The sequence below is a fragment of the Rahnella aceris genome (assembly GCF_011684115.1).
GTDB lineage: Bacteria > Pseudomonadota > Gammaproteobacteria > Enterobacterales > Enterobacteriaceae > Rahnella > Rahnella aceris.
In genome coordinates this window covers 162,768-187,156 of sequence record NZ_JAADJV010000005.1, presented here as the reverse complement: position 1 = coordinate 187,156, position 24,389 = coordinate 162,768, and the positions used below count along the sequence as shown (strand labels likewise).

Annotated in this window: 15 protein-coding genes; 3 read left to right on the top strand and 12 right to left on the bottom strand. The window is 53.8% G+C overall.

The window, feature by feature from the left end:
* Positions 1-321: 321 nt before the first annotated feature.
* The 3 genes from treC to treR all read right to left on the bottom strand — a co-directional run bounded on the left by treC (position 322) and on the right by treR (position 4,515).
* Positions 322-1,965 carry an alpha,alpha-phosphotrehalase gene (treC, locus tag GW591_RS21085; RefSeq protein WP_166861338.1) on the bottom strand — a complete coding sequence of 548 codons (1,644 nt, stop codon included), beginning with the start codon at positions 1,963-1,965 and terminating at the stop codon, positions 322-324.
* A 22-nt stretch (positions 1,966-1,987) separates the two neighbouring features.
* Positions 1,988-3,406 carry a PTS trehalose transporter subunit IIBC gene (treB, locus tag GW591_RS21080; RefSeq protein WP_013573854.1) on the bottom strand — a complete coding sequence of 473 codons (1,419 nt, stop codon included), beginning with the start codon at positions 3,404-3,406 and terminating at the stop codon, positions 1,988-1,990.
* Between the two features lie 152 nt (positions 3,407-3,558).
* Entirely contained in the window at positions 3,559-4,515 is a 957-nt protein-coding gene (gene treR, locus GW591_RS21075; RefSeq protein ID WP_013573855.1) for a trehalose operon repressor TreR, read from the bottom strand.
* A 344-nt stretch (positions 4,516-4,859) separates the two neighbouring features.
* Here treR and mgtA point away from each other — a divergent pair, with 344 nt between their 5' ends.
* On the top strand, positions 4,860-7,562 hold the full coding sequence (gene mgtA / locus GW591_RS21070) for a magnesium-translocating P-type ATPase (RefSeq protein ID WP_099049191.1): 2,703 nt from the start codon (positions 4,860-4,862) through the stop codon (positions 7,560-7,562).
* Positions 7,563-7,639: 77 nt separating this feature from the next.
* Here the strand turns inward: mgtA and GW591_RS21065 are convergent, their stop codons facing one another.
* The 4 genes from GW591_RS21065 to GW591_RS21050 all read right to left on the bottom strand — a co-directional run bounded on the left by GW591_RS21065 (position 7,640) and on the right by GW591_RS21050 (position 11,201).
* Positions 7,640-8,614, bottom strand: a complete 975-nt coding sequence (locus tag GW591_RS21065; protein WP_318646400.1) for a TerC family protein — start codon at positions 8,612-8,614, stop codon at positions 7,640-7,642.
* A 298-nt stretch (positions 8,615-8,912) separates the two neighbouring features.
* Positions 8,913-9,659: a glutamine amidotransferase gene (locus GW591_RS21060; protein WP_013573858.1), complete on the bottom strand. Its 747-nt coding sequence runs from the start codon at positions 9,657-9,659 to the stop codon at positions 8,913-8,915.
* Positions 9,660-9,685: 26 nt separating this feature from the next.
* On the bottom strand, positions 9,686-10,672 hold the full coding sequence (locus tag GW591_RS21055; RefSeq protein ID WP_013573859.1) for a Gfo/Idh/MocA family protein: 987 nt from the start codon (positions 10,670-10,672) through the stop codon (positions 9,686-9,688).
* A gap of 22 nt (positions 10,673-10,694) precedes the next feature.
* Positions 10,695-11,201, bottom strand: a complete 507-nt coding sequence (locus GW591_RS21050; protein ID WP_013573860.1) for a M48 metallopeptidase family protein — start codon at positions 11,199-11,201, stop codon at positions 10,695-10,697.
* A 170-nt stretch (positions 11,202-11,371) separates the two neighbouring features.
* Between GW591_RS21050 and rlmG the strand changes: the two genes are divergently transcribed.
* Positions 11,372-12,523 (top strand): 23S rRNA (guanine(1835)-N(2))-methyltransferase RlmG, encoded by a 1,152-nt coding sequence (gene rlmG, locus GW591_RS21045; RefSeq protein ID WP_013573861.1) that lies wholly within the window; start codon positions 11,372-11,374, stop codon positions 12,521-12,523.
* Between the two features lie 83 nt (positions 12,524-12,606).
* On the opposite strand, the gene GW591_RS21040 is transcribed toward rlmG, so the two are convergent.
* On the bottom strand, positions 12,607-14,643 hold the full coding sequence (locus GW591_RS21040) for an NADPH-dependent 2,4-dienoyl-CoA reductase (protein ID WP_166861336.1): 2,037 nt from the start codon (positions 14,641-14,643) through the stop codon (positions 12,607-12,609).
* A gap of 396 nt (positions 14,644-15,039) precedes the next feature.
* Between GW591_RS21040 and GW591_RS21035 the strand changes: the two genes are divergently transcribed.
* On the top strand, positions 15,040-15,906 hold the full coding sequence (locus tag GW591_RS21035; RefSeq protein WP_013573863.1) for a crotonase/enoyl-CoA hydratase family protein: 867 nt from the start codon (positions 15,040-15,042) through the stop codon (positions 15,904-15,906).
* Positions 15,907-15,935: 29 nt separating this feature from the next.
* On the opposite strand, the gene pdeR is transcribed toward GW591_RS21035, so the two are convergent.
* The 4 genes from pdeR to malT form a co-directional block, all read right to left on the bottom strand.
* Positions 15,936-17,954 (bottom strand): cyclic di-GMP phosphodiesterase, encoded by a 2,019-nt coding sequence (gene pdeR / locus GW591_RS21030; RefSeq protein WP_119261176.1) that lies wholly within the window; start codon positions 17,952-17,954, stop codon positions 15,936-15,938.
* Between the two features lie 282 nt (positions 17,955-18,236).
* Positions 18,237-20,534: a beta-glucosidase BglX gene (gene bglX, locus GW591_RS21025; protein ID WP_112152060.1), complete on the bottom strand. Its 2,298-nt coding sequence runs from the start codon at positions 20,532-20,534 to the stop codon at positions 18,237-18,239.
* Positions 20,535-20,913: 379 nt separating this feature from the next.
* On the bottom strand, positions 20,914-21,198 hold the full coding sequence (locus tag GW591_RS21020; RefSeq protein WP_013573866.1) for a YjcB family protein: 285 nt from the start codon (positions 21,196-21,198) through the stop codon (positions 20,914-20,916).
* 252 nt (positions 21,199-21,450) lie between these two features.
* On the bottom strand, positions 21,451-24,177 hold the full coding sequence (malT, locus tag GW591_RS21015) for an HTH-type transcriptional regulator MalT (protein WP_013573867.1): 2,727 nt from the start codon (positions 24,175-24,177) through the stop codon (positions 21,451-21,453).
* Between the last annotated feature and the right edge of the window lie 212 nt (positions 24,178-24,389).

Here is a 24,389-nt window from a genome sequence, read left to right as displayed (position 1 = left end):
GTTTCCTGTCTGTCTGCCTTCACAATGATACTCCTTTTGGGCGGATCCCGCGCCCCACAAGGCTTACAGGCCGGTTGTGTGGCATTCGCGGTAAACCGCTATATATTGGGTTGGGTGTGTACTATACACACTAGATGTAGGATCTACGCGAGCGTTAATTCTCATTTTATTGACCTGAAACAAAGAATTTTTTCGGCGGAGGAATTGATGACCAAATGTAAATTCTGGCCTGAATTTTGCCTGTTGTTTTATAAGGGGATGCATACAAAATAAACGGGTCAGCCACGACTGTGACCGACCCGACATAAGGGGAAATTCAGACTATCGGGCGAGTTGCCAGAGACATTCGTACGGACGAAGCGTGCCGGAAATGGCAGGCGAGGCGTAATTACTCAGCAGCGTGTTGCCATCTAATTCTGCCAGCGTAAGTGTCTGCTCCTGCCCGCTCAGGTTTGCCACCACGCGCAAGGTTTTGCCTGACGCCTGACGGGTATAACACCACAGCTGCGGATGTTCCGGCAGCAAATCCTGATAATCGCCATCGGTCAGAACCGGCAGCGTTTTGCGCAGGCGGATCAGTTGCTGATACAGATAAAATACCGAGTCTTTATCCGCCAGTGCCTGTTCGGTATTGATGTCCTGCGCGTTGTGGCTGACGGAAATCCACGGCGTGCCGGAAGTAAATCCGGCCTGTTCCCCGGCATTCCACTGCATCGGCGTACGTGAGTTGTCCCGTGATTTCCTCGCCAGAATGCGCAACAGCTCTTCGTTGCTGCGCCCGTCAGTTTTCAGTTCGGCAAACATATTCAGGCTTTCCACATCGCGATATTGTTCGAGATGTTCAAAGCCCGGATTGGTCATGCCGATTTCCTCGCCCTGATAAATATACGGCGTACCCTGCAGGCCGTGCAGCACCATTGCCAGCATTTTGGCAGACGTCGTGCGCAGCGCGCCTTCATCGCCAAAGCGCGACACAATGCGCGGCTGATCGTGATTACACCAGAACAGCGCATTCCAGGCGTGACCGTGCATTCCCTGCTGCCACTCGCGGAAAATCTGCTTGAGCTGCACGAAATCCGGCGGTGCATCGGCCCATTTTTCACCGTTCGGATAATCGACTTTCAGGTGATGGAAGTTAAAGGTCATCGACAGTTCGCTGCCGTCATTGGCGGCGTAGCGGCGACAATGCTCCAGCTTTGTTGAAGACATTTCGCCGACGGTCATCAGCCCCAGCGGCTTAAATACGTCACGGCTGAATTCCTGTAAGAACTCATGAATACGCGGACCGTCAGTGTAAAAGCGCCGGCCATCACCGGCATCGTCGGTCGGGAAATCCTGTTGTTTCGACACCAGATTGATCACGTCCAGACGCAGCCCGTCGACGCCCTTATCCGCCCAGAACTGGCAGACTTTTTTCAGCGCCTCGCGCACTGGCGGGTATTCCCAGTTCAGATCGGCCTGCTCGGTGGCGAACAGATGCAGGTAATACTGGCCGCTGGTTTCGTGCCATTGCCAGGCACCGCCACCGAATTTGGATCGCCAGTTATTCGGCGGTCCGCCCTCCGTTGCCCCATCACGCCAGATATAGAAAGGCCGGAACGGGCTGCCCGCATCCTGCGACTGGCGGAACCACTCGTGATGCGTCGAGGTATGATTAAACACCATATCCATCACGATGCGGATCCCACGCTGATGCGCTTCTGCAGTCAGCCGTTCAAAGTCTTCGAGCGTGCCGTAAGCCGGGTCAATCTCGCAGTAATCGGCCACGTCGTAGCCGTTATCAATCTGCGGCGACAGGTACAGCGGTGTCAGCCATATCGCATCAACGCCAAGGGTTTTCAGGTAATCCAGGCGCTGTGTGATGCCGTTGATATCACCGGTGCCGCTGCCCGTGGTGTCCTGAAAACTCTTGGGATAAATCTGGTAAATCACACCGTTTTTCCACCACGGCAATTCGCTGTTCATTCCATTTTCCTTCTTGAATGTCTTACACCACTGCCAGTTCACCCCGGCGGGCTTTCCGCTGATAAACCAGCACGGTCAGGATAATCGGCACCACGATCGCCACCAGCATGGCCAGTGCGTAAATACTCCAGAACTGCGGTTTGATGGACAAAATACCCGGTAAGCCGCCGACGCCGATGCCGTTGGCCGTGACGTGGAACAGGCCGCAAATCAGGCCGGCACCGGCCGAGCCAATCATTGCGCACAGCATCGGGAAGCGGTATTTCAGGTTGATACCGTACATCGCCGGTTCGGTTACGCCGAGGAACGCGGATATCGCTGCGGGCACGGAGATCTCGCGCTCATTATGTTTGCGGCTGACGATAATCACGCCGACGACCGCAGCGGCTTGCGCAATATTGGACAGGGCGATCAGCGGCCACACCGGGGTTCCGCCGGTGCTTTGCACCATCTGCATGTCGATGGCAAGGGTGGTCTGATGCACGCCGGTGATGACCAGTGGCGCATAGAGGAAACCAAACAGCGCGGCACCGATGGGTGCGAGGCTGCCGGTCATGATGAATTTCACCGCGAAAGCCACGCCGTCGCCCACCATGCGGCCAAACGGCCCGATCAGCGTGTGCGCCAGGAATACGGCAATAATCAGCGAGCTGACGGGCACAATCACCAGATACAGATAATTAGGCACGATGCGTTTCAGGCCATTTTCGATCATCGCCAGCGCCATACCGGCGAGAACGGAAGGAATAACCTGCGCCTGATAACCGACCTTTTCGATGGTGAACCAGCCGAAATTCCACACTTCAGGGATTTGCTGCCCGAGGTTGTAGGAGTTCATCAGTTGCGGCGATACCAGCGTTATGCCAAGCACAATCCCGAGGATTTCGGTGCCGCCCATTTTTCTGACCGTCGACCAGCACACCGCCACCGGCAGGAACATAAACACGGCTTCGCCAAGCAGCCAGAGGAAGTCGTAAATGGATTGCCACAGCGGGTGCATCTGCGCCAGCGTCTGGCCGCCGCTCATCGGAATTTCGCCGATAACATTGCGGAAACCGAGAATTAAACCGCCGCTGATCAGCGCCGGTAACAGCGGGAAAAAGATTTCCGCAAAGTGAGAAATGCTGCGCTCAAACCAGCTCATATTCTGGCGGGCGGCAACTTTTGCCTGTTCTTTTCCGGCCGCACTTTTACCGGTGCTGGCGATCAGAACTTTGTAGTAATCATCCACTTCCGGCCCGATAACCACCTGGAACTGACCGGCGTTGGTGAAGCAGCCTTTGACCATCGGCAGGGCTTCGAGACCTTTCGGGTCGGCTTTGGACGGGTCATTGAGGACAAAACGAAGACGCGTAATGCAGTGAGTCACCATCGCGATATTGTCGCTGCCGCCAACGAGGGCGATCAGCTGATCAACATCCTGTTGCTTAACTTTGCTCATGGGAAGTGGCCTGTGATTTTGCGTAAGAGTGTAGGGTACGGTTCAAGCATAGCGAAGGCAGTGGGAACTTGTCCGGGAACGTTCCCGGTTTTGCCGGGACGATCACAAAGTTTCTGCTTTTTAGAAAGTCAAAGGTCAGAAAGGCGGGGGATTCAGAAAGCAAGCTTTCCGGGGATAATCAGCTGCCGCACCGTCGTGGAACCGCTGAGCTGCGCCAGCAGTTGCTTCGCCGCTGCTTCGCCGCCCGCGCCATAGCCGAGCTCTACGGAATACGATTCCGGGAACAGGAAATGCAGCAGCGGGTTGTTGCCGATACCGCATACCTGCACGCCACGGATTTGCTGTTGTTGCAGGTATTTTTGTGCGCCGATGGCAATGGTGTCGGACGCGCAGACGACGGCCTGAATGTTATTTTTCAGCAACTGCGGGATCAGGTCGAAGCCGCTCTGATAGGTCAGTTCGCCCAGCGCAATGTGCGGTGTCAGACCATGCTCTTTACAAAAAGTCCGGAAGGCCGCGCTGCGGCGCTGGCCGGTGGTGGTGTCCTGCGGCGACACACCGATAAAGCCAATCTCCCGTATGTTCTGCGCCAGCAGTTTTTGCATCAGCAGTTGCACCGCACCCGCATCGTCATAACACACCGAAGATAGCCCCGGCATATCGCGTGCCAGCACCACCATTTTATCCTGCCAGGGCGTCAGCATTTGGGCTGAAAGTCCGGTGAAACCAAACAGCACAATGCCATCGATATTGCGCTGTTTCAGCACCTGCAAATGCTCTTTCACGCGCTCTGCGCTGAACTGACTTTCCAGCACAATCGGGTCATACCCTTGCTGATAAAACAGCGGCAACATGGCGCGTACGGCCAGATTTTCCGAAGGAGAGTCGAGACGCGACACGATGATCGCCACAATTTTGTCGCTAAACCCGCGCATGGCCCGCGCCGATTTCGACGGACTGAAATGCTGTTGTTCAATCACCTGCAACACCCGTTCGCGGGTTTGCGGGCTGACGTTGCCTTCGTTATTCAAAACGCGGGAAACCGTGGATTTTCCGACACCGCTCAGGCGGGCAATATCATTAATGGTCAGGCGATTTTGCTGGGTCATGTTTTAAGGTGAATGAGGGTCAGGTTTAAAATTGGTTGTAGTTAACCGGCGTATACTGCGCTCGCCGGAGATGATGTACGCGTCATCCCGTGCCGTTACCCTAACGGATTTTTATACCCGATGCGTATGAATTTCCAAACCGTTCCTTACCGGAGGTGAAAACCCATGGAACCCGACCCCAATTCTGTAGGTCCGTTGTGATCCGGTAAGCACCCGCATTTTTGCCGCTGCTTGCCGTGACTTTACCTGGCAGGCAGTGGCGCACGTCTTTTCGTTCGCCCTGTTTTTAACAACCCTTTTGCCATGCTCATGGCGGCTTCGCTGTGGGCGCAACAAAGGTGCGAATGATGTTCAAAAATTTCACTTCCCGGCTGCTCAGTGCGCTCAGCCGTAATTTACCGCGCCGCTTAGTCCGCCGCGATCCGATGCTGGAAAACGTATCTGCCCGTGCAGTGCAGGCCATCCCTGCCGCTATGTCGGCGCATTGTCAGGCCTGTGCCCGCGCCACCGAAGACCAGCTTTACCTGCAATTTGCCAGTCATCCGGAAGGGCTGACTGCGCAGGAAGCCGATGCAATCCGCGAAGTTTCCGGCCTGAATCAGACCGGCGATCAGCAACCGGCACCCTGGTGGCTGCATCTGTGGCACTGCTACCGCAATCCGTTCAATCTGCTGCTGACCGTGCTCGGGCTGGTGTCTTACGCCACCGACGATTTAACGGCAGCGCTGGTGATTGGCGCGATGGTGTTTATTTCTACTTTCATGCATTTCATTCAGGAGGCGCGTTCCAATAAAGCCGCCGATGCGCTGAAAGCGATGGTCAGCAACACCGCGACCGTGCTGCGCAGTGACGCGCAAACCGGACGCAGCGAAACAGTGGAAATCCCGATCAGCCAACTGGTGCCGGGTGACCTGATCAAATTGTCAGCGGGCGATATGATCCCGGCAGACCTGCGCATTCTTTCGGCCAAGGACTTGTTTATCAGCCAGGCGGCGCTGACCGGTGAATCCCTGCCGGTGGAAAAACATGCCTGCGAGAAAAAACCGGTTGCGGCTGATCCGCTTGAACTGAACACCCTGTGTTTTATGGGCACCAACGTGGTGAGCGGCACGGCGATTGCGATGGTGATCGCCACCGGCAGCAAAACCTGGTTCGGTCAGCTTGCCGAACGTGTGGTACAGGAAGATACACAGCCAAACGCGTTCCAGGCCGGGATCAGCAAAGTCAGCTGGCTGCTGATCCGCTTTATGATGGTAATGACACCTGTGGTGCTGGTGATCAACGGTTACACCAAAGGCGACTGGTGGGAAGCCGCACTGTTTGCGCTCTCCGTGGCGGTCGGGTTGACGCCGGAAATGCTGCCGATGATTGTGACTTCCACGCTGGCCAAAGGCGCGGTAAAACTCTCCCGCCAGAAGGTGATCGTCAAACGTCTGGATGCGATACAGAACTTCGGCGCAATGGATATCCTCTGCACGGATAAAACCGGCACGCTGACGCAGGATAAAATCGTGCTCGAGCGCCACACCGATGTGCTGGGCGTGACCAGTGATGAGGTGCTGCATCTGGCGTGGCTGAACAGCCATTATCAAACCGGCCTGAAAAACCTGCTGGATGTTGCGGTGCTGGAAGCAGGCGATGCCGGTCCGGCGCATAACTCGCTGAAAGTGGATGAAATTCCGTTTGACTTCGACCGTCGCCGTATGTCTGTCGTCGTCGCCGAAAACGACCAGAATCACCGCCTGATTTGCAAAGGCGCGCTGGAAGAAATGCTGTCGATTTGTACGCTGGTGCAGCTCAACGGTGAGATTGTGCCGCTGACCGATGTGCTGCTGGCGCGCATCCGCCGCATTACTGACGATCTCAATCAGCAGGGGCTGCGCGTGGTAGCCGTGGCGCATAAAGTGATGCCATCGCGCACGCAGGGCTACGGCGTGACCGATGAGTCCGGCCTGATCCTGGCCGGGTATATCGCATTCCTCGATCCGCCAAAAGAAAGCACCGCACCGGCGCTGGATGCACTGCAACGCAAAGGCGTGACGGTGAAAATCCTCACCGGCGACAATCCGCTGGTGGCGCGTAAAGTCTGCAAAGATGTCGGATTACAGGCCGATAACGTCGTGATCGGCAGCGATATCGATGCGCTTGACGATGTGCAACTGCTGAACGTCGCCCGCGAAACCACGGTATTTGCCAAACTGACACCGATGCACAAAGAACGCATTGTGCGCGTACTGCGCGGTGAAGGGCATGTGGTTGGCTTTATGGGTGACGGCATCAACGACGCGCCTGCGCTGCGTGCGGCTGACATTGGGATTTCCGTGGATTCTGCGGTGGATATCGCCAAAGAAGCGGCCGATATTATTCTGCTGGAAAAAAGCCTGATGGTGCTGGAGCAGGGCGTGACGGAAGGGCGCAGAACTTTCGCCAACATGCTGAAATACATCAAAATGACTGCCAGTTCCAACTTTGGTAACGTGTTCAGCGTGCTGGTCGCCAGCGCCTTTCTGCCGTTCCTGCCAATGTTGCCGCTGCATCTGCTGATTCAGAACCTGATTTACGATGTGTCTCAGGTGGCGATCCCGTTTGATAACGTGGATGAAGAGCAACTGGCGAAACCGCAGCGCTGGAACGCCGGGGATATTGGCCGCTTTATGGTGTTCTTCGGACCGATCAGTTCCGTCTTCGACATTCTGACTTTCAGCCTGATGTGGTGGGTGTTTAAAGCCAATACGGTGGAGGCGCAGACGTTGTTCCAGTCCGGCTGGTTCATTGAAGGGCTGCTGTCGCAGACGCTGATCGTGCACATGATCCGCACCCGCAAAGTGCCGTTTATTCAGAGCCGCGCGTCCTGGCCGCTGTGCATCATGACGCTGATGGTGGTGATCACCGGTATCGCACTGATCTACTCGCCGGTTGCCGGATTCCTGCAATTGCAGGCGCTGCCGCTGAGCTATTTCCCGTGGCTGATCGCGATTCTTGCGGGCTACATGGTGCTGACGCAGTGCGTGAAAGGCTGGTTCGTGCGCCGTTACGGCTGGCAGTAATCTTTAAAATTCTATCCTGAATGCTAAAAAGCGCGACCGGTGAAGCGGCCGCGCTTTGCATTAATCAGTTCGAAATATTACGACTGCGCGTTGTTCTGGCGATCGTTACGACGGTTCACCCAGGTGTTAATCAGCAGGGTGATGATCAGAATCGACGCAATCACGCCCAGCGAAATCCCCACCGGAATGTGGAACACGTCGAGCAGCAGCATTTTGATACCGATGAAAATCAGGATCACCGCCAGACCGTATTTCAGCATCGAGAAACGTTCTGCCACGCCCGCCAGCAGGAAGTACATCGCGCGCAGGCCGAGGATCGCAAACAGGTTAGAGGTCAGGACGATGAACGGGTCGGTGGTTACCGCAAAGATAGCCGGAATACTGTCGACCGCGAAAATCACGTCGCTCAGTTCCACCATAATCAGCACCAGCAACAACGGAGTAGCGAACAAAATACCGTTACGGCGCACAAAGAACTTCTCACCCTGCAACTCATCGGTCATGCGCATTTTGCTGCGCAGCCAGCGGATCATCGGCTTCTCGCCAACCTCACCGTCGTCTTCTTTCGCCAGCGCCATCTTGATACCGGTGAACAGCAGGAAGGCGCCGAACACGTACAAAATCCAGCTAAATTGCCCCACCAGCCAGCTACCGGCGAAAATCATGCCGGTACGCAGGACGATGGCGCCGAGCACGCCGTAGACCAGTACGCGGCGTTGCAGGCTGGCAGGAATAGAGAAGTAACTGAACAGGATCAGCCAGACGAAGACGTTATCCACCGCCAGCGCTTTTTCCAGCAGATAGCCGGTCAGGAACATGGTGGCCTTGGCGTCGGCCACTTCACGGCCAAACTCGCCGTTGAGATACCACCAGAAGCCGAAGTTGAACAGCAACGACAGGCCTATCCACACCAGCGACCACATCGCGGCACTTTTCATACTCATGGTTTGCGCGCCTTTTCGACCCTGCAACAGCAGGTCGAACGCGAGCATAATTATCACTACCACGGCAAAGGAGCCCCACAACATCGGGTTGCCTACGGAGTTCATCATTGCGATATCCTCGAAAAAACATCAAAAAAAAACGGCCAGCGTCGGAAGACGTTAGCCGCTCATTTTTTGAGCTGTGAGCAAACCTCGCCTTCCGGCAAGGTCTCACTTACAAAGATAAGTATTCATCTTGTGAATGCTTATCTTTGCCCCGGTAACCGGGTGGCTGAGACGGCGCTGCATGAGCGCGGGTCCAGACACCGTAATGACGATTATCCGACGAAGAAGTTACTCCCCTTTGCAGTTCGCAAATTAATGCAAAATGTGTCCGGTGTCAAACATTCAGAAACATTATGGAGCATTAACCCGCCAGTGCCTGACGTTTGCCGAGTGCGCCGACGAAGGCCAGCAGCAGGCTACGGCTGAGGGGTGTTTCGCTAAGTTGCTGAGCCTGATGCGCAAAATCTATCGTATCGTCTTCGGCGATAGAGCCCAGCCATGACAGATACGTCTTCATTACCGCCAGACTGAATTCCGGATGGAACTGCGTGCTGATGGCATTCGGGCCGTAGCGCAGGATCTGATGCGGATCGTGCCGCGTTTTCGCCAGCACCGTCGCTGTCGCAGGCGGCGTAATGACGGTTTGCAGGTGGATCAGATTGGCTGCGAACTGTGCGGGAAGCTGCGATACCAGCGGATCAAGATGCCCGTCCGGCGTCAGCGTCACCTCGTGCGTACCGACTTCAATGCCTTGCGGATGGTAATCCACCTCGCCACCCAGCGCGTATGCCATCAGCTGATGACCGTAGCAGGCACCAAACATGGGTAATTCCTGCAACATGCCCAGCCGCACCCAGTCCGCCGCTTCTTCGCTCCACGCCAGATGCTCGGTGACCATGCTGCGCGAACCGGTAATGATCGCACCGCAATAGTTTTCCGGCGGCAGCGGGCGTTCACCCGCCTGCAAATCCACAATCACCACCTGCTGCGCGTCGATATCGCCCTGACGGATAAACATCTGCGGAAAGTTGTCGTGCGCACGACGGATAGGTTCCGGCGCGTGGCCGGTCTGTAAAATCAACAGCGATTTCTGGCTGGGTGCAATCATCTGTTACTCCCGATTTTTACTTAATATTAAGGCTGGTTATCGGCCGGGAATACCACGCCGGTCTGACGACGGATTTCCGTCAGCACTTTGGCCGTGATACGCGAGACTTCCAGCCCGGGGTGCGCGACAAACTGGCTGTCGACCAGAATCGCAAAAGTTTCTGCTTCATACAGCATGGTGTTGATGTGCTGGGGCTGCGTCAGATCCAGCTTCTGGCTGCCGCGTGGCGTCAGGCTGAGCGTCTGGCATTCAGACAGCTTTTCCATCTGCAAGGTGCCGTCTTCGCCCTGGATCTCACTGGGTAACAGGGAGTCGCTGATTTTCGAATGGTTGATAACCACTTCGAAATCATCCGCATAAGACAAGATCACCGTGCCCTGACCGTCAACGCCGCTTTCCAGCAGGGTTGCCGTGGCTTTCACCGATTCCGGTTCGCCAAACAACGAAATAGCACTCGCCAGACAGTAATAACCGATATCCATGATCGAGCCATTGGAAAACGCCGGGTTAAAGGTATTCGGGTTTTCACCGGCCAGATAGCGCGGATAACGTGAGGAATACTGGCAGTAATTCAGAATGGCTTTACGCAGTTTACCGATGCGGTTCAGCGCGCCTTTCATGTGCAGGAAGTTGGGCAGATACGCGGTTTTAAACGCCTCGAACAGCACCACGTTGTTTTCTTTTGCGCATGCGATCAGGCTTTCCGCTTCACGCAGATTGGAAGCCAGCGGCTTTTCGCAAATCACGTGCTTTTTATTGCTGAGGAACAACAGCGACTGCGGGTAATGCAGGGAGTTCGGGCTGGCAATATAGACCGCATCAATCAGATCAGAGGCGGCCATTGCTTCAAGGGAATCAAAGTAATGTTCAACCGGATAATCCTCGCCGAGCTTTTTAGCGCCTTCCAGCGTGCGGGAATAAATCGCGGTCAGCTTCATTTTACCGCTCTCGTGGGCGGCATCAATAAAACGCTGGGTGATCCAGTTGGTGCCCACAACGCCAATACGAATCATGAGAAATCCCTATAGTTAATTATTATTGATACAACTTACCGAATATTTCCAGATGCGTCAGATACATGCGCGTGTCGAATTCTAACTGATGATAGTCGGGCGTCATATGACAGCACAGGCTGTAGAATGCTTTGTTGTGTTCTTTTTCTTTCAGGTGCGCGAGTTCATGCACCACGATCATTTTCAGAAACGCTTCCGGCGCGCTTTTAAACACCGTTGCCACGCGGATTTCCGCTTTGGCTTTTAGCTTGCCGCCCTGAATACGGGATATTGCCGTATGCAGCCCCAGCGCGTGCTTCATCACGTGGATTTTATTGTCGTAAGCCACTTTGCTTAACGGCGATGAACTGCGCAAAAACTGATTTTTCAGGTCCAGCGTATACTGATAGAGCGATTTGTCAGTGGTCAGCTCGTGCGGTTCGGGATATCGCGTCAGCAAGACTTTACCTAAACGTTCCTGGTCGATTAACTGACGCACCTGAGCCTGAAGCGACTCCGGATAGCCTTGCAGATAGGTCAATTCAGGCATAACTGTTTGCTTTGTCTCTTATTGCCGGGGAAAAGATGCCGAAACGGGGTGCGGGGTTTTTACCACGATCGCGTCGATCCGGCAGATAAACCCCTTTTTAACTGAAAAAACGTTTTACTGATAGACCAAATTAAGGGATAAACAGCGCAAATTGAATATGAGGAGGGCCAATGAGCCAATTTGAAACCGAAACCGGTGGTCAGTTATTGCAACTGCGTCTGGAACGTTATCCGCTGGAAGAAGCGGCAACGCAGTTACAGGCATGGGAAGCGGCCGATGAATATCTGCTGCAAAACCTGAACACCGACGCGCTCAACGGCCGTCCGCTGCTGATTTTCAACGATGCTTTCGGCACGCTGGCCTGCGCCTTGCAGCCGCACAACCCGACCAGCGTCAACGACTCCTTTATGAGTCAGCTGGCGATGCGCCACAACCTGCGCCTTAACGGTTTTGACGAAGACAGCGTGGCGGCGCAAAGCAGCCTGGTGCCGTTGCCGATCAATCCGGGTCTGGTGATCATCAAAGTGCCAAAAACGCTGGCACTGCTGGAACAACAACTGCTGGCGCTGCGTGAAGTGGTGACGCCGGACACGCAGATTATCGCCGGCGCGAAAGCCCGTGATATTCACACGTCAACGTTGCAACTGTTCGAGAAAATCCTCGGACCGACCAAAACCAGTCTGGCGTGGAAAAAAGCCCGTCTGATCCATTGTGAAGCCACCTTGCCTGCGCAAACCGCAGAGCCGGTGATTTCTGAGTGGGCGCTGGATGACAGTGAATTCCGTATTTCCAACCACGCGAACGTGTTCTCACGCGGCGGTCTGGATGTCGGCGCTCGCTTTTTCATGCAACATCTGCCGGAAGGCATCGAAGGGCGCATGGCGGATTTGGGGTGTGGTAACGGCGTGATCGGCATGACCGCACTGGCGCTGAACCCCGATGCGGAAATGCTGTTCGTCGATGAATCTTATATGGCGGTAGAATCGAGCCGTATTAACGTCGAAAACAATTTGCCGCAGGATGTCAGCCGCTGTCATTTCGAAGTGAACAATATGCTGGCCGGTGTCGAGCGCGAAACACTGCACGCCGTGCTGTGTAACCCGCCGTTCCATCAGGGCACGGTCATCAGCGATGACACCGCGTGGCGCATGTTCTGCGATGCCAAACGCTGCCTGCAAACCGGCGGCGAGCTGCGTATCGTCGGCAACCGTCATCTGGATTACTACCAGAAGCTGCGTCGCCTGTTCGGCAACTGCACGACGATCGCCACCAATCAGAAATTCGTGATTTTGCGTGCCGTGAAAACGGCTGCACATCATTGATAGCTGAATTAGTCTGAAGTGCTGAAATGAAAAAGCCGCTTATCGCGGCTTTTTTTTCGTCTGTCGGTTTCTGAAATAGTTTTCTAAATTTTCAGCGCCAGCCGCGTGCCCTGATCGATAGCGCGACGCGCATCGAGTTCGACGGCGACGTCGGCACCGCCAATCAGGTGTACGATTTTTCCGGCCTCCTGTAACGGCTGATACAGCGCGCGCTGCGGTTCCTGTCCGGCGCAGATAATCACGTTATCCACTCCCAGACATACCGGTTCACCGTTCATTATCAGGTGCAGCCCCGCGTCGTCGATGCGTTCATAGCTGACACCACTTTGCATTTTCACGCCACGCTGCAACAGGCTGGTGCGGTGGATCCAGCCAGTGGTTTTCCCCAATCCTGCGCCGACTTTGGTGGTTTTGCGTTGCAGCAGAACGATATCCCGCGCGGCAGGTTCGGGCTGTGGCCCAAGTGGTGCCAGACCGCCACGGTGCGTCAGGCTCTGGTCGATCCCCCATTCGTGGCTGAAAGCCTGAGTGCTGAGGCTCGATGACGGGCCGGTGTGGATCAGGTATTCGGCGGTATCAAAACCAATGCCGCCCGCGCCAATAATGGCGACGCGCTGTCCGACCGGTTTTTTATCCCGCAGTACGTCGAGATAGGTCAGCACGCTCGGATGATCAATGCCCGCAATATCCGGCAGGCGCGGTGAAATACCACAGGCGAGGATCACTTCGTCATAACCCGTTAACTGGCTGGCGCTGACGGTTTCGCCCAGGCGCAGCGTTACGCCCAGTAATGTCAGCTGGCGCGAGTAGTAACGCAGCGTCTGATAAAACTCTTCTTTGCCGGGGATCTGTTTGGCGACATTAAATTGCCCGCCGATTTCATTGTGTGCATCAAATAATGTGACGTGATGCCCGCGGCTGGCGGCGGTAGTGGCAAACGCCAGCCCGGCTGGCCCCGAGCCGACAACGGCCAGATGTTTGGTGATTTCCGCACGGGTAACCGGTAACTGCGTTTCACGGCAGGCGCGCGGATTGACCAGACAGGAAGTGACTTCACCGGCGAATATCTGATCCAGACAGGCCTGATTACAGCCGATGCAGGTGTTGATTTCATCAGCACGTCCCTGCGCGGCTTTTTCGACAAACGCAGGATCGGCAAGAAACGGGCGCGCCATTGACACCATATCCGCACAACCTTCGGCGAGAATTTTCTCCGCCACGTCAGGGTCGTTAATGCGGTTAGTGGTAATCAGCGGAATCCCCACTTTGCCCATCAGTTTTTGCGTCACCCAGATGAACGCCGCGCGGGGCACCATGGTGGCTATGGTCGGAATGCGCGCTTCATGCCAGCCAATACCGGTGTTGATAATGCTCGCGCCTGCCTGTTCGATGCGCTGCGCCAGCATTTCGACTTCATTCCAGTCCGAGCCTTCTTCGACCAGATCCAGCATGGATAAGCGATAAATGATGATGAATTCCCGGCCACAGGTTTCGCGCACGCGGCGCACGGCTTCGGTGGCAAACCGCATGCGGTTATCGGCAGAACCGCCCCAGTTGTCCGTGCGCTGATTGGTGCGCGCGGTGAGGAACTGGTTTATCAGATAGCCTTCGGAGCCCATGATTTCCACGCCGTCATAACCCGACTCTTTGGCAAGCTGCGCGCAGCGGGCGAAATCCGCCAGTGTGGAGTCGATTTCTGCCTCGCTGAGGGCGTGAGGTGTAAAGCGGTTGATCGGCGCCTGAAGCGCTGAAGGCGCGACGGGGTGGGGCTGATAACTGTAACGTCCGGCGTGAAGGATCTGCAGGGCAATTTTGCCGCCAGCGGCATGCACCGCGTCAGTCACCACGCGGTGATGTGTGATGTGTTCCTGTTCAGCGAGAATCGAACCGCCCTGATAAACCACGCCCTGCGCGTTAGGGGAAATGCCGCCGGTGACAATCAGCCCGACGCCTGCGGCGGCACGTTCTGCATAAAAGGCCGCCAGACGTTCCGGCCCGTCCTCCCGTTCTTCCAGCCCGGTGTGCATGGAACCCATCAGCACGCGATTTTTCAGTTGGGTAAAACCTAAATCCAGCGGCGCCAGCAGGTGCGGATAAAAAAGCGAAGCGCGTTCAGTCATGGAATTCTCTTAAGTGGTCGGAGGAGATGAATTCAATTTAGCTGCTGGCAGAACAATTGGAAAGTCAGTGTGTAATGACTGTGATATGTATCACTCTGAGGAATTCGCTGAGCGTTAATTAACTATTACGCTTCTTATTACTCGCGGTTTATTAATTGGCAGAGGTGACTTTTGTCGCCGGAAAACAGCACAAGATAGCAGATGAAATACCTATTTCTTTGTTTTTACACACAATGGTCTTATTGCAGGTTGTTTATTTTTAACATTTTTTTCAGAGATTTTGGTCGTTAGGATTATTTTTAGAAAACCATATCGAATCGATTCAGTTCGGGTTAGAGCTGGACTAGGCTGGGGTTGCTTCACCCTAAAAATTCAATTCTAACCTGGATATATACTATGAATCTTATTGACCATACAGCCTGCCGCCCGTTCACCGAAGCCGGGCATTTGTCCCAGATTGCAGCCTATTATGAAGAGGGTCGTAACGTCATGTGGATGATGCTCAGGTCTTATCCACGTCCCTGTTTTAATCAGGAGCTTATCGAAGACATTATGACGCTGATGTATGCCGCGAAGGCATCCGGTCTGCGTTTTGATTTTTGGGTCACCGGCTCTTTGGTGCCCAATATGTATAATGTCGGCGGTGATCTGAGCTTCTTTGTTGATTCCATCGTCAATAATAAACGCGAAGCGTTACGTGCTTACGCCAGAGCCTGCGTGGATTGCGTTCACGCTGCCGCGCGTGGTTTTGACGTAGGCGCGATCAGTTTATCGATGATAGAAGGCACGGCACTGGGCGGCGGCTTTGAAGCCGCACTGGCACACCATTACGTGCTGGCGCAGAACACCGCCCGGATGGGGTTCCCTGAAATCGCATTTAACCTTTTCCCGGGAATGGGCGGTTATTCGCTGGTATCACGCAAAGCGGGGATGAAGCTGGCGGAGGAACTGATTTCCACCGGGGAGTCGCATACCGCCGAATGGTTTGAAAGCCGCGGGCTGGTGGACGTGTTATTCCAGCCGGGGGAAGCATTCACCGCCACGCGAACGTTCATGGATGTTTTGCGACCAAAACTCAACGGCATCCGGGCGATGATCCGCGCACGTCAGCGTGTGCTGCAATTATCACGTTCAGAACTGATGGATATTACGGAGGATTGGGTGGATGCAGCGTTTACGCTGGAGGAGAAAGACCTGAGTTATATGGAGCGTCTGGTCATGCTGCAAAACCGGCATACGGCGTCATTGCGTAAAACCGGCTAGCAGCAGGCAGAAGCAGCCCGTGACTGGCGCTATTTCTGTTTTGCTTTATGTTTAAAAACATTGGGTGAAGCAATCATTTTTTCCTCAAGCCAGTGCTCCAGTTCATTTGCTGGCATTGGCTTGGCATATAAAAATCCCTGTTTGCTGTCCACACCGATTTCGTCAATCAGCTTCTCTTCTTCCGCCGTTTCCACACCTTCCGCGACCACTGTCAGTTGCAGCGTTTTGGCCACCGCCACAATCGCCCGTACCAGCGCCTGAGACACCGGATTATCATTGATTCCACGAATAAAGCTTTGATCCAGCTTGATGCAGTCGAGGGGGATTCTCGCCAGTTGTGACAGTGAAGAATAACCGGTGCCGAAATCATCCAGATGTACCTGTGCGCCCAGTTTATGCAACTGGTTAATCATGGTGATCGCTGCACCTTCGTCTTCCACCAGGCAACTTTCTGTCAGTTCGAAATCCAGCAGGCAGCCTTTCATGCCGGCATTTTTCATGGCATCCGACAACGTCGTGATGAATGAACTATTGTTAAGCTGTCGTCCGGAGAGGTTTACCGCCACCCGCAAATTCAGCCCTTTTTTCTGCCATTCCGTCGCCTGACGGGTGGCGGTTTCGATCACCCATTTACCGACTGGCGTGATGAGACCGGATTCTTCGGCATAGGGAATAAAGCTCTGAGGTTGGATCAGACCGCGTTCCGGAGAATTCCAGCGCAGCAGTGCCTCCACGCTTTGCACGGTACCATAAAGCGATACTTTCGGCTGATAGTGTAAGACCAGCTGATCTTTCTCAGACAAGGCTTTGCGTAAATGTGTATCTAACCACATGTATTCAGAGGCTTTCTCATTCATCTCTGGTGAGAAAACACAGTGTACATTTTTGCCCTTTTCCTTGGCTGCATACATGGCAGTATCGGCGTTTTGCAACAGTATATCGCCGTCGGTACCGTGTTCCGGGCAAATCGCGATACCTGCTGAACAGCCGGTATACACTTCAATCAGCCCGATGCGGAATGGCAAACTGAGCCTGCGCAAAACGCGCTGACTCAGCGCTTCCAGCGCTTTTATTTCAGCATGCGTGCTGAGAATAATGAATTCATCCCCGCCGAGCCGCGCCAGTTTATCGTTGGGCGACAGGCAATCCTGAATGGCATCAGACACCGCGCGCAGCAGGTGATCACCAAACATATGTCCGTAGGCGTCGTTAACTTTTTTGAAGTTATCCAGATCCAGATAAATCAGCCCGACGTTGTTTTCACCACGCTCGATAAGTGCTCGGGCAAGGGACTCCTGCAAGGCATTACGGTTAGCGAAACCGGTGACCAGATCAGTATTTGCCAGCACGCGCAAACGCTCCTGCGCCTTGCGTTCGTCAGTGATGTCAGAGCCGGAGCAAATCAGATATTTTTGCTGTTTGCCGCTGCCGCTGTGGACGAATTTATTGCGAAACAGGAACAGGCGCTGGCCTTTGACGGTGTTGATCCAGCGTTCCACTTCATAAGATTGCTGATGCTGGAAAAAACCATTGATATTCTGACGTGAGGCCAGGCCTTCTTCCATCGACATAAAAAGGTCATAGGCGCTGCGTCCGATAACATCTTCTTCGCGCAGGCCGGTATATTCCTCGCTCAGACGGTTAAAACGATGGATTTTGCCTTCCTGATCGATAATCACGATCACGGAGTTGGCTTCAGAAACCACCTGCTCAGCAAAGGTCAGACCGACTTCAAGGTCATGGGCGACAGACTCAGTGTCCTGATAGGCGGAGGCCGTACCGGCCCAGGCTTTACTGTCGATTTTTCGCCCGACAAGATACAAACGCGCAGGGGATCCGAATAGCGTGATATCCAGGGTAAAACTCGAGGTGATCCCGGTGAGTTGCCTTATTTTCCCTGCCTGCCACTGCGTCAGAGAGATAGCAATATTGACGACGCCTTTCTCTGCGGATAACTCCAGGGCATTGCTGTCTGAACCCAGTCGCCAATATGGGCGTGGTGTACCAAAGTGCAGGTACAGGAGGGAAGCATCTTGAGAGTCGACCATGAATGTTTCTCCGCAAAGAACGCTATACGCCGCCAGTGTGGCGACGGGCGACAGTCAGCACAGACGGAGCTTACTCTGTTCAGCACATTCGCCACGTTCCGTAAAAAAACGGACAAGGGCGGAATGGCGTAACACATTGAATTTAAGGTTAGCCACTGCCAGTTATATATCCAGTTACCGGACAGAAATTACTGCTCAGAACAGGCGGTCTCCGTTACCGGAATACCGCCTGAGAGAGAAGGTTTTTGATTCTCTTCCGGGCCTGATGTCAGGCCCGGAAAGTTATTTCAGCAGGAAACTGGTTTGTTTCACATCCTGAGAATCTAACCCCACGAATACATTGAACTTTCCAGGCTCTGAAGCCCATTTCAATTTATCGTTGTAGAAGCGTAAATCTTTTTCGGTGATCGTAAAGGTAACAACTTTCTCTTCGCCCGGCTGCAGGTTGATTTTCTCAAAATTCTTCAACTCTTTAACCGGACGACTGATCGATGCCGTGACATCCTGCAGGTACATCTGGACGATCGTCGCACCGCTGACTTTGCCGGTGTTTTTCACCGTCACGCTGGCGGTGAGCGGGTGTCCGGCATCCATCGTGGTGGATGACAAACTCACGTCAGACACACCGAAGCTGGTGTAGCTCAGGCCATAACCGAACGGGAACAGCGGGCCGTTGGTGATATCAAAATAACGGGTGGTGTATTTATCTGGATGCTGAGGATTAAACGGACGGCCGGTATTGAGCACGCTATTGTACAAAGGAATTTGCCCGACTGAGCGTGGGAAGGTCATCGGCAGTTTGCCTGATGGATTGTAGTCTCCAAACAGAACGTCGGCAATCGCATGTCCGCCTTCGGTGCCGCTGAACCAGGTTTCCAGCATGGCATCAGAAATTTCGTTTTCCCACGACAGGGTCAGCGGACGGCCATTCATTAACACGACAACCAGCGGTTTACCGGTGGCTTTCAATGCCTTGAGCAGGTCACGCTGGCTTTGCGGAATGTTAATTTCGGAACGGCTGGACGCTTCGTGCGCCATGCCTTGTGCTTCGCCGACTACGGCGACCACAACGTCAGCTTTTTCTGCTGTTTTCACCGCTTCGTCGATCATATCCTGCGGTTTGCGTGGATCGTTGATCACCTGTTTCTCGTAAGAGTTCAGGAAATCGACCAGAGCCTGATCGTTGGTGACGTTGGCACCGCGGGCATAGAGGATAGTGCCTTTATCACCGAGCACATCTTTCATCCCCTGCAACACAGTGACTGCCTGCGCTGCCTTACCGGCTGCCGACCAACTGCCCATCACATCACGCTTGCTGTCAGCCAGCGCGCCAACGACGGCAATCGTGCCTTTTTTGTTTAACGGTAACGTTTGATTGTTATTTTTCAACAGCACCAGCGAGGTCCGTGCCACTTCGCGCGCCTCCTGACGATGCAGACGGCTTTCGGCGTTGGTGTCAGCCGGATCGCTCGACTGCGGGCCTAAATGACGATATTCATCAACAAACAGCCCCATATCCCATTTCGCGGCCAGAACATCGCGAACGGCGCGATCAATGTCTTTCTGGCTCACCATGCCGTCGGCAAGTAACCCTTTCAGGTACTTACCGTACATATTGTCAGCCATGTCCATATCGACACCGGCTTTCAGCGCCATCGCGGCCGCCTGACGATCGTCTTCGGCTACGCCATGTTTGACCAGCCCGCCAATGGCGCCGTGGTCGCTGACAGTCAGGCCCTTGAACTGCCAGTCATCGCGCAGAATATCTTTCAGCAGCCAGGTATTCGAGGTGGCAGGAATACCGTTAACGCTGTTCAGTGCCACCATCACACCGCCGGCACCCGCATCGACTGCCGCTTTATAAGGTGGCATGTAATCGTTGAACATGCGGGTCAGGCTCATGTCCACAGTGTTGTATTCGCGGCCGCCTTCGACAGCACCGTACAACGCATAGTGTTTGACGTTTGCCATGACGGCGTCAGGGGCAGACGGGTCTTTGCCCTGATAACCGGTAACCATTTCATGCGCGAGGCGCGAGGTCAGATAGGTATCTTCGCCGAAACCTTCAGAAACACGGCCCCAGCGCGGATCACGGGTGATATCGACCATCGGTGAGAACGTCATGTTCAGGCCATCAGCTGCCGTTTCCTGGGCTGAAATACGTGCGCTGGTCGCCACCGCCTGCATATCCCAGCTCGCCGCCAGACCGAGGCTGATAGGGAAAATCGTGCGCTGCCCATGCACCACGTCATAGGCATAAAACGGAGGAATTTTCAGGCGGCTGTACTGCACCTGATCCTGCATACGGCGGATATCGGGCTTAGTTACCGTGTTAAACACGCCACCGACTTTACCGGCGCGGATGTCAGCCATGATGGCTTCTTTTTGGTACTCAGGCCCCACAGTGACCAGATTCAGCTGACCGATTTTTTCATCAAGGGTCATTTTTTTCATCAAATCGGCAATGAACGCGTTGCGCTCTTTCACCTGATCCTGAGGAATGCCCGTTGTTTCAACGGCGAGAGAAGAAGCAGAACTTACCAGTAACACTAACGCGCCAAGCATGTGATGCGTATTCATCGGAATTCCTTCAACCATAAGCAGGGGAGCCAAATCAGAGAAAATTCAGCAGCCTGAAGCAAACAAAGCAATGATCATTCTAAGAAAAGTATAGAGTGAGAATCTAATACGTCCCTTCAACTATTAGCAATGAATAGTTTAGACGCCAGCACAATATCTTTTTACCTTTCGGTACATCCCGCAATTTACAGGTAATCAGAATGATAGATACAAAAAGACATTCGATGCGTCACGCAAATTTTTATATTTAGGATTACATGACATCCGGCTGAACAAATAATCATCAGAAGTAACACGGGGGAAAGCGCGGGATAACAAAAAGGGCAGAACATGCGGTTCTGCCCTTTAATAATCTGGAATATCCGCTAAGGAAATCGGATTAATAGTAGTAAGACATATCGGTCGGGGTTTTGCTCATGACATCAAAGAAAACGTCTTTGGTGTTTGCCCAGAATTGCGCGACGGCAACGGCGTTGTAGCTCATGCCCATCAGGCTCATGACAAAGAAACAGGTCACGGTGAGGCCGATACCACTGCAAACGAATGCCATGGTATTGCGGCTGGACTGGCGACAAACAATATTAAGCTGACTGGTGCAGAACATCAAAAAAGCGCTCAGCAATTCCCAGCGCATCATTAAAATCCCGGCAGTTAATGTACCCATCGATAAAATCCTTACTTACTACAGCCACTTGCACGAAGCCAAAATCAGCCGGAAGGCTGCTACGACGGGCGGGCAATGGGCTTTACAGAAGAAATGGTGAATTACAATTATGTGACGACGGTCACATTATATCACCGGATTTTATTTTTGAGTAAAAAATGTTCGCTAATAAAAAATAGGCATAACACATCAACTTATTTTGACGATGTGTTATGAAAAGCGGAGAAATCGTGATGTATTTTGAAGAGATAATTACGCGCCGTAACCCATCACTTGTAACAGGTGCTGAGCCTGCTGCACCGCTTCCTGCCGGTGCGCAACCCCCAGCTTCTGATACAGATTACGGATATGGGTTTTGATGGTCGTTGATGCAACGTCCAGCTCACCGGCAATCTGGTCATTACTGTAGCCGGAGTAAATCAGCCCCAGAACCTGCCACTCGCGCTGCGTCAGCGGACTGGTACGGATCAGTTCCGGCACTTGCGGATGGGTCAGCAGTTTGTTCACAAAGCCTTCGTCGAAATGCGCAAACTTGTGACGGTGATGCTGGTTAATTTCGCGCAAAATCTGCTGGGCGCGGCGCTGTTCCAGTTCCGGTAGCAGATTAAGCTGGATCAACTGGCGCAGTTGTTGCGCCATCATTTCCCCTTCGATGACGAAATGACTGACAAAACCGGTACGGTTCGCCAGCGCCAGCGCTTCGATCAATGCTTTTTGGGCGTCACTTTTGCGCCCGGTTTGCCAGTAAAGTAAGTTACTCAGCAGCAAATTGCGGTTCAGATCGCTGGTCAGGCGCAACTGCCGGGCATTCTGATTCAGTTCATCGAGCACCACTTCAGCTTCATCAAACTGTTCCAGCAAAATCTGTACGCGGGCAATATTTCGCCACTGGCCTTGCTGGAAATGGTTATCTGCCATGTCCGGTTTACGCGCCTGTTGCAGCCACTGGCGTGCAGCGTTTTTATCGCCAATCATCTGCCAGTAAATCACCCGCGGCTTATCGGTATTGGTCAGCCAGTCAATGTGATACTGACCGGTTTTCAGCAACGCTTCACAGCGCTGTAAATGGTGATGGGCGTTGTCGAGCTGACCGCGTGCCAGCGAACATTTCGCCAACATTGCCAGGCATTGCAACTGCTGTTGTGGCTGGAAATTGCTCAGCACATTAAGCCCTTCACGCGCAGCTTCTTCTGCATCATCGAGCCGCGACCATGACCACAGCAGCTGGGAACGTAAACGCAATAAAAATTCGTGCATCGGCAACTGTTCAAGATGCTGTTCGCGCACCAGTTCAAAAGCGCGATCCTGCATCTCAAACGCGGCCTGCAAAAAGCCCTGAGCAATCAGAATTTCACTCTGTTGCAGCAGCGCCCATAAGGCGTAGTGATAGGCTTCATAACGGCGGGCGATTTGCTCGGTCTGCTGCATCAGCGGCAGTGCGCGGGTGAGATCCCCTTTGCAGTGCTGGATTTCACCGGTCACGGACGTGGCCACAATGCGGCTGTAATAGCTTTCATAAGGCAGATAGCGCAGCGCCTCAGTGGCCAGTTTTTCCGCCTCATCCTGACGTCCGTCGTTGATAGCCACCTGTGCCCGCAGGGCATCAAACTCGGCCGCCAGTGCCTGTTCCATCACAATATTATGCTGTTTCATTTCGCTTTCAGCGCGGGCCAGCAACACCTCGACTTCAGCATAACGGTGCTGACTTTGTGCGAGCCATGCCTGCAACAACACCAGTTTAGGATTCTGAATCAGCCGGTCATAAGGCAGAGCGGCAAGACATTCTTCCAGCAACGCCAGCTCGCTTTGATTAAACAGGGCCCAGGCATGTTGCAGCAGAATATCGCGCAGCAGATTGGTGTCTTCGGCACCCAGCGCATGATGAATGGCTTCGGCCGGAAAACCTTGTGCCAGCCAGCCTTCGGCGGCAGCGCGGTGAATGGCAGGCAGCTCAGATGCCAGTTCCCACTGACAACGCTGACGCAGGAATGTGGCAAACAGCGGGTGGAAGTTAAACCATTCGCCGCTGTCATCCATACGGTTGATGAATAATCCCTGACGTTCCAGTTCTTCCAGCCGTTGCTGACCATTTTCGCTGCCGGTCAGGCGCACAATCAGCGCATCGTTCATTGAGCGCAACAGCGAGCAGCGCAGGAGAAAATCACGCGTCGGGGCATCAACGCGATCCAGCACTTCATCCACCAGATATTCAGAAAGATGGCTGGCATTCAGCCCGGCCAGTTTGCGTGCGGACTGCTGCGTCGAATGCTGTGAAGGGTGAGAAGACTGCCGCGCCGATAACGCAATTAGTTGCAAGGCGGTGGCCCAGCCCGCGACTTCGTCGCACAGCCGGCTGCTGTCTGCCTGATCAATCGGGTCTTTCAGCCGGTTGTCGAAAAATTGCTGTGTTTCCGGATGCGTAAAGGCCAGATGCGAGGCGTTGAGTTCCAGCAGTTGATCCCGCACACGCATATTGGCGATGCCCAGCGGTGGCAGGGTGCGTGAAAGCACCACCAGTGACAGGTTTTCCGGCTGATGGCGCAGGAAAAAACGCATCCCTTCATGAATGGCGTCATTGGAAATCAGATGGTAATCGTCGATCACCAGCAGCAGCGGGCTGTGCCAGTCGGAAAGCTCCACAAAAAGCTGGGCAAACAGCGCAGGTAAACTGGCGTACTGATGCTTGAGACTCAGCGCTTCGCTTTTGATGCAATGCCCGCCGCAGGCCTGCTGCACAGCAGCAATCAGATAGCTGGCAAAGCGCTCCGGCTGATTGTCGCTTTCATCAAGAGAATACCAGCCCAGATCGCTTTTACCTGCAGCCCAGTGCGCCACCAGCGTCGTTTTCCCATAACCCGCCGGACTGGCGACCAGGGTCAGACGATAATTTGGCGCAGTCGAGAGCTTCGTCAGCAGACGTTCCCGAACCACTGTATTTTGCTGCCGCACCGGGCGGCTCAATTTTGAAGGGATCAGCATTTTTTTCGATTCTTTTGACAGAAGGACAGAGGGGACGTTATTTATTTCACAGCGTGTAATTAATCACTTTTTCTAAAGTCCTCCTTTGAAACATTGATTGCAAGAATGTTACGTTTTTACATGCCGTTAAGTTGCTCTGCATCACACTTCTTAATACAAATTTTCAGGCATCTGCCCTGAACCTCCGTCTCCTCCGGCTACGCCCCGTTTCT